10 protein-coding genes are annotated in these 12,141 nt (G+C 75.0%); 8 read left to right on the forward strand and 2 right to left on the reverse strand.

Annotated elements, in window-relative coordinates:
• Positions 1-12: 12 nt before the first annotated feature.
• Entirely contained in the window at positions 13-1,620 is a 1,608-nt protein-coding gene (locus ACFVVL_RS07690; RefSeq protein ID WP_387672149.1) for a PucR family transcriptional regulator, read from the forward strand.
• A 61-nt stretch (positions 1,621-1,681) separates the two neighbouring features.
• Here the strand turns inward: ACFVVL_RS07690 and ACFVVL_RS07695 are convergent, their stop codons facing one another.
• Positions 1,682-2,815, reverse strand: a complete 1,134-nt coding sequence (locus ACFVVL_RS07695; RefSeq protein WP_380293020.1) for an alpha/beta hydrolase — start codon at positions 2,813-2,815, stop codon at positions 1,682-1,684.
• 357 nt (positions 2,816-3,172) lie between these two features.
• On the opposite strand from ACFVVL_RS07695, the gene ACFVVL_RS07700 reads away from it, so the two are divergent.
• From ACFVVL_RS07700 to ACFVVL_RS07730, 7 genes are all read left to right on the forward strand, one after another.
• A complete protein-coding gene (locus ACFVVL_RS07700) occupies positions 3,173-4,201 on the forward strand; it encodes a substrate-binding domain-containing protein (protein WP_380293016.1) in 1,029 nt (342 codons plus the stop codon).
• Entirely contained in the window at positions 4,198-5,238 is a 1,041-nt protein-coding gene (locus ACFVVL_RS07705) for an ABC transporter permease (protein WP_380293013.1), read from the forward strand. The genes ACFVVL_RS07700 and ACFVVL_RS07705 overlap by 4 nt, the downstream gene beginning before the upstream one ends.
• On the forward strand, positions 5,235-6,143 hold the full coding sequence (locus ACFVVL_RS07710; RefSeq protein WP_387672152.1) for an ATP-binding cassette domain-containing protein: 909 nt from the start codon (positions 5,235-5,237) through the stop codon (positions 6,141-6,143). Before ACFVVL_RS07705 ends, ACFVVL_RS07710 begins: the two co-directional genes overlap by 4 nt.
• Entirely contained in the window at positions 6,140-7,246 is a 1,107-nt protein-coding gene (locus ACFVVL_RS07715) for an ROK family glucokinase (protein ID WP_380293009.1), read from the forward strand. The genes ACFVVL_RS07710 and ACFVVL_RS07715 overlap by 4 nt, the downstream gene beginning before the upstream one ends.
• 123 nt (positions 7,247-7,369) lie before the next feature.
• A complete protein-coding gene (gene ggt, locus ACFVVL_RS07720; RefSeq protein WP_387672156.1) occupies positions 7,370-9,157 on the forward strand; it encodes a gamma-glutamyltransferase in 1,788 nt (595 codons plus the stop codon).
• Positions 9,158-9,405: 248 nt separating this feature from the next.
• On the forward strand, positions 9,406-10,209 hold the full coding sequence (locus ACFVVL_RS07725; protein ID WP_376085398.1) for an exodeoxyribonuclease III: 804 nt from the start codon (positions 9,406-9,408) through the stop codon (positions 10,207-10,209).
• Positions 10,210-10,389: 180 nt separating this feature from the next.
• On the forward strand, positions 10,390-11,058 hold the full coding sequence (locus ACFVVL_RS07730; RefSeq protein ID WP_387672159.1) for a hypothetical protein: 669 nt from the start codon (positions 10,390-10,392) through the stop codon (positions 11,056-11,058).
• Between the two features lie 66 nt (positions 11,059-11,124).
• Here ACFVVL_RS07730 and ACFVVL_RS07735 read toward each other — a convergent pair whose 3' ends face one another.
• Positions 11,125-11,910, reverse strand: coding sequence for a lysoplasmalogenase (locus ACFVVL_RS07735; protein ID WP_387672161.1), 786 nt, complete (start codon positions 11,908-11,910; stop codon positions 11,125-11,127).
• Between the last annotated feature and the right edge of the window lie 231 nt (positions 11,911-12,141).

The raw sequence follows: 12,141 nt of genomic DNA on the forward strand, positions 1-12,141 counted from the left end.
AGGAGCCCGCGGATGCGTGTCCGTGACCTGCTCGCCCCCGGCGCCCCGCGCCTGCGTCTGCTCGCGGCCGAGGAGGAGCTGGACCGGCAGGTCAGCGGGGTGATGACGACCGACCTGCACGACCCGGGCCGGTACCTGCACGGCGGCGAGCTGGTCCTCACCGGCATGCTCTGGCGCTCCGGCCCGGCCGACTCCGAGCGGTTCGTGCGCACCCTCGCGGCCGGCGGCGCGGTCGCCCTCGCGGCCGGCGAGGCCGAGGTCGGGCCGGTCCCCGAGGACCTCGTCGAGGCCTGCCGCCGGCACCGGATGCCGCTGCTCGCGGTGCCCGACGACATCGCCTTCGGCACCGTCACCGAGTTCGTCGGCCGCCAGGTCTCGGCGGACCGGGCCTCGGACCTCGCCGCCCTCGTCGACCGGCACCGGATGCTGGTCTCGGCGGCCGGCGGCGGGGGACTGGACGCCGTCCTCGACCTGCTGGGCGGCGACCTCGACCTCGACTGCTGGGTGCTCGCCCCGACCGGCGCGGTGATCGCCGGCCCCGCCGACCGGCTGACCGCCGAGGACCGCGACCAGCTGGTCCGCGCCCACCTCACCGCCCAGTCCCGGTGCCGCCGGCCCCCGCACCGGGTCCGGCTGGCGGCCGGCCCCTACTCGCTGCTGCCCGCGCCCGCCGCGCCGCCGGCCCCGGCCCCGCCGGTCCCGGTCCCGCTCGCCGACTGGATGCTCGTGGTCGCCGGCGACGTCACCGAGTGGAGCGCCAAACGCCAGCAGCTCGCCGAGAACCTCGCCCGGCTGGTCGCCGCCGAGCGCCACCGCCGCGACGAGGGCCGCCGGCTGCGCCGCGGCCTCGCCGACGACCTGCTCGCCCTGCTGCGGCGCGACGCCGACCCGGCGGAGATCGGCCGCACCCTGGACGCGTCCGCGGCGACGGCCGCCCGCTACCGGGGGCCCGGCCCGGCGGGCCCGCCGGGGGAGGGCGCCTGGCTGGTGGCCAGCGCCGAGGGCACCGGCCTGCCCGAGGGCGTGGTGCGGGCCGTCCTGGAGGAGGCCCTCGACGGCGGCACCGACCGCGCGCTCGTCGCCGGGGCCGGGACCGGCGCGGTGGTGGTGATGCCCGCGCCGGACGGCCCGGTGCCCGCCGAGGCGCTGCGCGAGCTGCTCGCCCCGCTGGAGGCCGGGCTCGGGCCGGAGGGCCGGATCACCGTCGGCGTCTCCGCCCCCGCCCGGGAGGCGGCCGGCCTGCGCGGCGCGCTGGAGGAGGCCCGGCACGCCCGCCGGATCGCGGACGCCAGGCCCGGCCGGGTCGGCGTGGCCGGGCCGGAGGAGCTGGCCTCGCACGTGCTGCTGCTCGCGGCCGTCCCGGACGAGGTCCGCCGGGCCTTCCGCGGCCGGCTGCTGGACACCGTGATCGCCTACGACCAGGAGCACCAGGCGGAGCTGGTGCGCACCCTGGAGGCGTTCCTGCGCGCGGACGGCTCGTGGACCAGGTGCGCCGCGCAGCTGCACGTCCACGTCAACACCCTGCGCTACCGGATCGGCCGCATCGAGGAGTTGACCGGCCGTGACCTGTCCCGTCTGGAGGACCGGGTGGACTTCTACCTGGCGCTCGCGCTGGGCTGAGCGCGCCGCGACGGCCGAGGCCCCCGGAGCGTGGTGCTCCGGGGGCCTCGGCGCGCGCGGGTCACTGGGCCGGGATGATGCCGGTCAGCCACTCGAAGACGCCCGGCACCATGTCCTTCCACACGTCGCTGGAGTGCGGACCGGTGGTCTCGACGACCTGGACGGTGGTGGGCGCCTTGGCGGCGGCGGCGATCGCCTGGCCGTCCTCGTAGCCGTCGCCCTTGTTGCCGGAGACGTACAGCGAGACCTTCGGCGGCTGGGCGGCGCCCTTGACGAGGGCGACCGGGTTGTTGGCCTCGCGCAGCTTCGGGTCCTTGCCGACCAGCGAGTCCTTCTCGGTCGCCGGGTCGTTGTAGCCCGAGAGGCTGACGCCGGCCCGGTAGCGGTTCGGGTGGGCGAGCGAGAGCTTGGCGGCGCAGTGCGCGCCGGCCGAGTAGCCGGCGATCGCCCAGCGGTCGGAGGACGGGTCGGCCCGGAAGTTGTCCAGGATCATCTGCGGCACGTCCCGGGTGAGCCAGGTGTCCGCGTTGACCTTGCCCGGCACGTCGGTGCAGCCCGCGTCGGTGTGGTTGCCCAGCAGCAGGGTGCGCGGCGAGACCAGGATGAACGGCGCCACCTTGCCCTGCTGCATCAGCGGCTTGAGCTGCTCGGAGACCTTCAGCGTGCCGTACCAGGTGGAGGAGGAGCCCGGGTAGCCGGGGATCAGCTCGACCACCGGGAACTTCCGGTCCTTGAACGCCGGGTCGTTGTACTGCGGCGGCAGCCAGACCAGCACCTCGCCGTCGACCCCGGACAGCTGGCCCTTCAGGTCGGTCTTCTGGACGTCGCCCGGCACCTTCGGGTCGTCCACGCCGCGGAAGGACTGCTGGACCTTGTTGGCCGGCGGGTGGGCCGCGTCACCGGCCGGCGCACCGCCGCCGCCCCCGGCACCGGCCGCCGGGGCCACGCCCTGGCCGCCGGCCGCGGCCGGCTCCTGCGGCGGGACGGAGGGCACCGCCCGGACGTGGTTGCCGGTGCCGAGCAGGTCGTCCCAGTTGCCGTAGATGAGGTTGGCGTTGTTGACCATCACGAAGACCATGACCACCGCGGTGACCTGGCAGAACACGAGCATGGCGAGCCTGGACAGGACGCGCACCGGCTTGGGGCCCTTGACCCGTCCCCAGAACCACATCGCCACCGCGATGGAGACCGGCACGAGAATGACCGTGCAGATGAAGAATGGCGTACCTGTCAGTTGCATGAAGTTCTCGTATCCGGGTTCGAAGCCGCTCGGGCCCCACTCGCCCGGAGCGCCACCTCAATGGCATCAGACGGCCTGGAACGGGGATCGGTTGCCGTCCGAATCTGTGCGGAACCTGAGAGGAACATCACGTTCACGCGAAGCTCCCCATTTCGGGCCCGCACCAGTCTGCCACCCCGGCGGACCTCGTCCGGACGTCGCACCCAGCGGACTCCCAGGAATCCCCCCGCGGGGCACGATACCGTCCGGACGGATCGCCCCACCGGGCGAGGCGGTGCGAAAGCGCGTGCGCCGGGAAGCGAGACTATGGGGATGAGCACAACCCGCATGAGTCCCGTCCGCCGGCTGAGGCCCCTCGCCGCCGCGCTGGCCGTCCTGGCCCTCACGGTCGCCGTCGCCGGCTGCAGCAGCACCGGAGGCAGACGCGCCGAGGAGGCCCGCGCCAAGGCCGCGGCCACCGCCGGCGGCGCCGTCACCACCCCGCGCTGGAAGGTCGCCATGGTGACCCACGCGGGCGCCGGCGACGCCTTCTGGGACACCGTGCGCAAGGGCGCCGAGCAGGCCGCCGCCAAGGACAACATCACCTTCCTGTACTCCAACGACGCGCAGACCCAGAACCAGGTCCAGCTCGTCCAGGCCGCCATCGACCAGAAGGTCGACGGCCTGCTGGTCACCCTCGCCAAGGGCGACGCGATGGCCGACGTGCTCGGCAAGGCCAAGGCCGCCGGCATCCCCGTGATCACCATCAACTCCGGCCAGGAGTTCTCCGCGAAGTTCGGCGCGCTCACCCACATCGGCCAGGACGAGGCCACCGCCGGCCAGGCCGCCGGCACCGAGCTCGCCGGGCGCGGCCGCAAGAACGTCCTCTGCGTGATCCACGAGCAGGGCAACGTCGGCCAGGAGCAGCGCTGCTCCGGCGCCCGGAGCACCTCCGGCGGCGCCTTCCAGGTGCTGTACGTCGACGGCGTCAACATGCCCGACGCCCGGGCGGCGATCTCCGCCAAGCTCCAGGCCGACCAGGCGATCGACACCGTGCTCACCCTCTCCGGCCCGATGGCGGCCACCGGCCTCCAGGCGGTCCAGGACGCCCGCCGCCCGGTCGAGCTCGACACCTTCGACCTGGGCACCCAGGTGGTGGCCGGCCTCAAGGCGGGCACCGTCGGCTTCGCCGTCGACCAGCAGCCCTACCTCCAGGGCTACGAGGGCGTCGACCTGATCTGGCTCTACCGCTTCAACCTCAACATGCTCGGCGGCGGCAGGCCGGTGGCCACCGGCCCGCAGATCCTCACCAAGGAGAACGCGGACGCCCTGGCCGAGTACGTCGCGAGGGGGACCAGGTGAGCACCTCCGACGTCCTGGCCGCCGAGCGCCGGGAGCGCCCGGCCGCGCTGCGCCGGCTGGCCGGCCGGCCCGAGCTGGGCGCGCTGCTGGCGGCGGCCGCGGTCTTCCTGGTCTTCGCCGCCGTGGCCGAGCCCTTCCTGCGGGTCTCCTCGCTGGGCACCGTGCTGTACGCCGCCTCCACCATCGGGATCATGGCCGTCCCGGTCGCGCTGCTGATGATCGGCGGCGAGTTCGACCTGTCGGCCGGCGTCCTGGTCACCACCGCCGCGCTGACCTCGTCGATGGTCTCCTACCAGCTCACCGCCGTCACCTGGGTCGGCGTGCTGGCCTCGCTGGCCGTCACGCTGGCGGTCGGCCTGTTCAACGGCTGGATGCTGGCGCGCACCAAGCTGCCGAGCTTCATCGTCACCCTCGGCACCTTCCTGATGCTGACCGGCGCCAACCTCGGCGTCACCAAGGCGGTCTCCGGCACCGTCACCACCAAGCCGATCTCCGACATGGAGGGCTTCGCCTCCTGCCGCTGGCTGTTCGCCTCCGAGGTCACCGTCGGCGGGCTGACCGTCAAGGCCACCGTCTGGTGGTGGCTGGGCCTGCTGCTGGCCGGCAGCTGGGTGCTGCTGCGCACCCGGTTCGGCAACTGGATCTTCGCGGTCGGCGGGGACGCGGACGCGGCCCGCGCGGTGGGCGTCCCGGTCGCCCGGACGAAGACCGTGCTCTACCTGTTCGTCGGCTTCGGCGCCTGGGTGCTCGGCCAGCACCTGCTGTTCTCCTTCGACACCGTGCAGTCCGGCGAGGGCGTCGGCAACGAGCTGATCTACATCGTCGCGGCCGTCATCGGCGGCTGCCTGATCACCGGCGGCTACGGCTCGGTGGTGGGCTCCGCACTCGGCGCGCTGATCTTCGGCATGGCCAGCAAGGGCATCATCTACGCCCAGTGGAACCCCGACTGGTTCAAGTTCTTCCTCGGTGCGATGCTGCTGCTGGCCGCCCTGCTGAACTCCTTCGTCAAGCGCCGCGCCGAACGGGGGCCCCGATGACCGAGCTCCTCTCCCTGCGGGGTGTCGGCAAGACCTACGGCACCGTGCGCGCGCTGGAGGACGTCTCGCTGACCCTGCGCTCCGGCGAGATCAGCTGCGTGCTGGGCGACAACGGCGCCGGGAAGTCCACCCTGATCAAGATCATCGCCGGGCTGCACCGGCACGACGAGGGCACCTTCACGGTGGCCGGCGAGGAGGTCCGGCTGGACTCCCCGCGCCAGGCCCTGGACCGCGGCATCGCCACCGTCTACCAGGACCTCGCCGTGGTGCCGCTGATGCCCGTCTGGCGCAACTTCTTCCTCGGCTCCGAGCAGGGGCACAAGCGCTGGGGCGGGCTGCGGATCGACGCCGACGGCATGCGCGCCACCACCCGCCGGGCGCTCGCCGACATGGGCATCGACCTGCCCGACGTCGACCGCCCGATCGGCACGCTGTCCGGCGGGCAGCGCCAGTGCGTGGCCATCGCCCGCGCCGTGCACTTCGGCGCCAAGGTGCTCGTCCTGGACGAGCCGACCGCCGCGCTCGGCGTCAAGCAGTCCGGGGTGGTGCTCAAGTACGTCACCGCCGCCCGGGACGCCGGACTCGGCGTCGTGCTGATCACCCACAACCCGCACCACGCGTACCTGGTCGGGGACCACTTCACCCTGCTCAAGCGGGGCCGGATGGCCGGCAGCCACCCCCGGGCGGAGATCGGCCTCGAACAGCTCACCACCGAGATGGCCGGCGGCTCCGACCTGGCCGAGCTCTCCCACGAGCTGTCCCGGGCCGGCGCCCCCGGCGTCCCCGGCGGCCCGGCCACCGGACCGGACGCCGGCCCGACCCCCGGCCCCACCCCCGGTCCGAGCAGCGGCCCGACTGATGGCCCGACCACCGATCCCGGCACCAAGGAGCGTCCGCAGCCGTGACCAGCCCCCACGGCGGCAGCCGTCCGCCGGTCCTGCCCACCCTGCTCGGCCTCGGGCCGCGCGCCGAGCGCCGCCGCCGGGCGCTGCCCGCCGGCGTGCTCCGGCTGCCGACGATCGGCGTCGACATCGGCGGCACCAAGGTCGTCGCCGGCGTGGTCGACGGCGAGGGCAAGGTGCTGGAGAAGCTGCGCACCGACACGCCCCACAAGTCCAAGAGCCCCAAGGTCGTCGAGGACGTCATCGTCGAGCTGGTGCTGGAGCTCGCCGACCGGCACGACGTCCACGCGGTCGGCGTCGGCGCGGCCGGCTGGGTCGACGCCGAGCGCTCCACCGTGCTCTTCGCCCCGCACCTCAACTGGCGCGGCGAGCCGCTGCGGGAGGCGCTCAGCGCCCGGCTGCGGTTCCCGGTGGTCGTCGAGAACGACGCCAACGCCGCCGCCTGGGCCGAGTGGCGCTTCGGCGCCGGCCGGGGCGAGGAGCACATGGTGATGCTCACCCTGGGCACCGGCATCGGCGGCGCCGTCGTCCGCGACGGCTTCGTGGACCGGGGCAGGTACGGGCTGGCCGGCGAGTTCGGGCACATGCAGGTGGTGCCCGGCGGCCACCGCTGCCCGTGCGGCAACCGCGGCTGCTGGGAGCAGTACTCCTCCGGCAACGCGCTGGTGCGCGACGCCCGCGAGCTGGTCGCCGAGGAGTCCCCGGTGGTCCAGCCGCTGCTGGCCCGGGCCGGCGGCACCGTCGAGGGCATCACCGGGCCGCTGGTCACCGAGGCCGCCCGGGCCGGCGACCCGACCGCCACCGAGCTGCTCTACGAGGTCGGCACCTGGCTCGGCGTCGGCATCGCCAACCTGGCCGCCGCCCTCGACCCGGGCCGCTTCGTCATCGGCGGCGGCGTATCCGAGGCCGGCGACCTGCTGCTCGGCCCGGCCCGCGACACCTTCCGCCGCACCCTCACCGGCCGCGGCTTCCGGCCCGAGGCGACCATCGTGCACGCGGCCCTCGGCAACGAGGCCGGGCTCGTCGGCGCCGCCGACCTCGCCCGCCAGGTCGCCCGCCGCTTCCGCACCATCAAGCGCCGCCGGGTGGAGCGCGCCGTGCCGTGACCGCGCGGCGTCGTCCGAACGGTTGCCCGCCGTCAACTACCCGTTGGTAGCGACGCGGCACTGTTGTCGGGGTCATGGCTCCTGTGAAACAACGGAGTTGACGTCGACTCAGAGGAGTATCGGATGAGAGCACTGGCCCGCGTCGCCCCGTCGCTCCTGCTCGCCACCGCCCTGGTGTGGTCCGCCACCGGACCCGCCGGGGCGGCGCCGCCGGCCAAGGTGCCCGAGGCGGTCGGCTGGGGCGGGGCGGTGGCCAGCGTGGACGCCGACGCCACGGCGGCCGGCATCGAGGTCCTGCGCAAGGGCGGCAACGCCGTGGACGCGGCGGTGGCGGTCGCCGCGGCGCTCGGGGTCACCGAACCGTACTCGGCCGGGATCGGCGGCGGCGGGTACTTCGTCTACTACGACCACGCCACCGGCCGGGTGCACACCATCGACGGGCGGGAGACCGCCTCCCGCAAGGCCGACACCTCGCTCTTCCTGGAGAACGGCGCACCGCTGCCGTTCGCCGACGCCGTGACCAGCGGCCTGTCGGTGGGCGTCCCCGGCTCCCCGGCGACCTGGGAGACCGCCGTCGGGCTCTGGGGCCGGCGCAGCTTCGCCGAGAACCTCAAGCCCGCCCAGCGGATCGCCGAGCAGGGCTTCACCGTCGACCAGACCTTCCAGGACCAGACCGCGCTCAACCAGGCCCGGTTCAAGGACTTCCCCGACACCGCCCGGCTCTTCCTGCCCGGCGGCGCGCTCCCGGTGGTCGGCTCCACCTTCCGCAACCCCGATCTCGCCGCCACCTACCGCCAGCTCGGCAAGGAGGGCACCGAGGCGCTCTACCGGGGCGCGATCGGCGAGGACATCGTCCGCACCGTCCAGCACCCGCCGGTCGACCCCGCCTCCGGCCGCAACGCCCGCCCCGGACAGGTGGACGCCGCCGACCTGGCCGCGTACCGGGTCCGCCGCCAGCAGCCCACCCACGTCGCCTACCGGGACTACGACCTCTACTCGATCGCCCCCTCCAGCTCCGGCGGCACCACGGTCGGCGAGGCGCTCGGCATCCTGGAGGACGGCGAGGTCGCCGACTACGACGCCACGCAGTACTACCACCACTTCCTGGAGGCCTCGCGGCTCTCCTTCGCCGACCGCAACCGCTGGGTCGGCGACCCGGCGTTCAACGACGTGCCGACGAAGGAGCTGCTCTCCGCCCGGTACGCGGCCTCCCGGGCCTGCCTGATCCGGCCCGACCGCGCGCTCACCAGCCCGGTCGCCCCCGGCGACCCGCGTCACCCGGCCGGCTGCCCGGACGCCGCCCCGGCGCCCGCCGCCGAGCCCTACGAGGGCCTGAGCACCAGCCACCTCACGGTGGCCGACCGCTGGGGCAACGTCGTCTCCTACACCCTCACCCTGGAGCAGACCGGCGGCAGCGGCATCACCGTCCCCGGCCGCGGCTTCCTGCTCAACAACGAGCTGACCGACTTCAACTTCACCCCGCTGTTCGCCGGGGTGCCCGACCCCAACCTGCCCGGCCCCGGCAAGCGGCCGCGCTCCTCGCTCTCGCCGACCATCGTGCTGCGCGACGGCGAGCCCCTGCTGGCCGCCGGCTCGCCCGGCGGCGCCACCATCATCACCACCACCCTCCAGGTGCTGCTCGGCCGCCTCGACCGGGGCCTGAGCCTGGAGCGGGCGATCGCCGCGCCGCGCGCCAGCCAGCGCAACACCGCCGCCACCCAGGCCGAGCCGGCCTTCCTGGCGCTGCCCGAGCGGACCGGGCTGGAGGCGCTCGGCCACGTGTTCGCCGCCACGCCGGAGATCGGCGCCGCGACCGGCGTCGAGCGGCTGCCGGACGGCCGCTGGGTCGCCGCGGCCGAACCGGTGCGCCGCGGCGGCGGCTCGGCGGCGGTGGTGCGGCCGGCGCCGTGAGACGGGAGCCGGGCGGCCGGTGCCACGGGGTCCGCGCCGTGGGGCCCGCGTGTCGAGGCCTGCGTGTCGAGGCCTGCGTGTCGAGGCCTGCGTGTCGAGGTCCGCGTGTTGAGGCCCGCGTGTTGAGGCCGGGCCGGACTGTCGGTGCCGTTCGGTAGATTCGGGGTGGGCGTCCACCGGGGCCACTGCGGCCCCCGGGCGCCCACCCCGCACCCGTACCTGAACCGCCACCGGGAAGGCCGCCCGCCGTGACCGTCCGCATCGCCACCTGGAACATCAACTCCGTCACCGCGCGGCTGCCCAAGCTCCTCGAATGGCTGGAGAGCGCCAAGCCCGACGTGCTCTGCCTCCAGGAGCTCAAGTGCGCCGCCGACGCCTTCCCCTACGAGCCGGTGCGCGAGCTCGGCTACGAGACCGCCGCCCACGGCACCGGCCGGTGGAACGGCGTGGCGATCGTCTCCCGGATCGGCCTCGACGACGTCGTCCGCGACCTGCCCGAGCAGCCCGGCTACCTCGCCGACGACGCCCTGCTGCCCGACGTCGAGCCGCGCGCCGTCGCCGCCACCTGCGGCCCGGTCCGGGTCTGGTCGGTCTACGTGCCCAACGGCCGCGAGGTCGACCATGCCCACTACCGCTACAAGCTGGAGTGGCTGGAGGCGCTGCGCCGCGCCTCGCTGGAGGACGCGGCCGGCGAGCGCCCGTTCGCCGTCCTCGGCGACTTCAACATCGCGCCGAGCGACGAGGACGTCTTCGACGTGGCGGCCTTCGAGGGCCTCACCCACGTCACCCCCGCCGAGCGGGCCGCCCTCGCCGCCCTCGACGCGGCCGGGCTGCACGACGTGGTGCCGCGCCCGCTGAAGTACGACCGCCCCTACACCTACTGGGACTACCGCCAGCTGGCCTTCCCGAAGAACCGGGGCATGCGGATCGACCTCACCTACGCCAACAAGCCCTTCGTGGACGCCGTCACCGACAGCTATGTCGACCGGGAGGCGCGCAAGGGCAAGGGCACCTCGGACCACGCCCCGGTCGTCGTCGACCTGGACCTCTGACGGCCGGGCGGGTGGCCGGCGGGCGGTGACGCCGGGTGGCGGCGGCTCGCCCGAACGGGCCAGAGCGGTGGCCGGGCGGGCGGCGGGTGCCTACCGTCGGGGGGTGACCGGGTGTGGTTGTTCGATCACGTGGACGTAGGAGTCCCCGGCCGCGCCCGAGAGAATCCCGGAGGTTCCGGTATGCGCCCCACGCGTACGGCCGCCGCCGCCCTGATCGGCGCGACGCTGCTGACCGGCCTGACGGCCCCCCTCGCGCTGGCCAAGGACGGCGCCGCCTCGGTCAGCCCGTCCCAGGCCGCACCGGGCCAGACCGTGACGGTCACGGTCGCCTGTGAGAAGTCCGACAAGCCCACCGCCAAGACGATCACCGCCAACTCGCCGGCCTTCGAGGGCGGCCCCGCCACCCTGACGCTCGGCTCCGACGGCAAGCACACCGGATCCGCCCGGCTGGCGGGCAAGTACGGGGGCGACAACAAGGTCGACGGGACCTGCCCGGACGGCGCCGCCTTCGCCACCAGCGTCACGGTGACCACGGTCTCGGTGTCCACGGGCGGGGGCGCGGGGGCCGGTGCGGGCGCCGGATCCGGCGTCGGTGCCGGTGCCGGTGCCGCGGGTTCCGCGCCCTCCGGCCTCGGCGGGTGGAGCGAGGCGGCAGGGGAGTGGGCGGGCTCCCTCGGGCAGTCCGGCGCCGGCAGCCAGCAGGTCGCCCCGCACGGCGCGGTGAAGACCGGTCTCGGCGGCTCGATCGCGGCGAACCCGGCCGAGCTGGCGGGCGGCGCGCTGCTGGTCGCGGGCGGCCTCGGCGGCTTCTGGCTGCTGCGGCGGCGCGCGGGCACCGGGTCCGCCTGAGCCGGGGGAGGGTGCCGCCGGACGGTTCGTCGTCCGGCGGCACCTCCGTGCGGTCAGGCCGTGCGGTCAGGCCGTGCCGTCGGCCGGGACCGTCGCGTCGGCGTGCGGCTTCCTCCGGTCCTGGTCCTCCCGGGCCTGCGCGGCCTCCCCGGCCTCCCCGGCCTCCTGGGCCTCGGCGGCCCGCAGCGCGCCGGTCGCCAGCAGGTACTGGGCCAGGATGTAGGTCGCCATGATCCAGAAATCGTGGCCCGGCAGCTCCCGCCAGTTCGCCAGCTTGGTGGCGATCAGGGTGTCCGAGAGCAGGAACAGCGCCCCGCCCAGCCCGGTCCGCACCCCCAGCCCGGCCGAGGTCACCGCCGTCGAGGCGAGCAGCAGGCTGTACCCGGCCACCGGGATCCGGAGGTCCCCGAGATCCGGCCAGAGCAGGCCCACCATCGAGGCCCAGGCCGCCGCGTAGGCGGCCGCGACCACCAGCGTGCGGCGCCGCTCCGTCAGCGCGCCCTGGCCGACGAACATCGTCACGTAGCAGACGTGCGCCGCCGCGAACGAGCCCATTCCGGCCAGGAACGCGGGGTCCGAGCCGAGCTGGAGCAGCACGTCCCCGCCCGCGCTCGCCAGCAGCGCCGGCGCCAGCAGCTTCGGCGCCCGCCGCCCCGCCGCGGTGGCGCTGACGACGCTGTGCGCGGCCAGCAGCGGCATCAACGCCGGCTTGGTGGCGTGCCGCAGCGCCGGAACGTCGGTCAGCAGCGCCCCCAGATGGGCCGCCGAGGTGGCGGCGAAACCGGCGAGCAGGCCGGAGGCCGAGCGCAGCCGGCCGCCGAGGACGGCGCGGGTGGTCGTACGGATGCTCATGCGGGGGTGTCCTCCGGGTGGGTGGGGGCGAGGGTGGTGGGGCGGACGGCCCGTGCGGGCACGATAGGGGACCGGGGCGGTGGCACGGAAGAGATTGTTACCGGTGCGTAGGTGCCGGTGGGCGGGCGGGGTGACGTGCCGCCGGGCCGGCGCGCGCTCACCGTCCGGCCGCCCGGCCGGATGTCGCCGCGCCCCGGGCGGCTGCCAGCGGGGGCCGCGTCCAGCGTCTAG

It is taken from the genome of Kitasatospora sp. NPDC058115 (assembly GCF_042884635.1).
In the GTDB taxonomy this organism is placed as follows: Bacteria; Actinomycetota; Actinomycetes; order Streptomycetales; family Streptomycetaceae; genus Kitasatospora.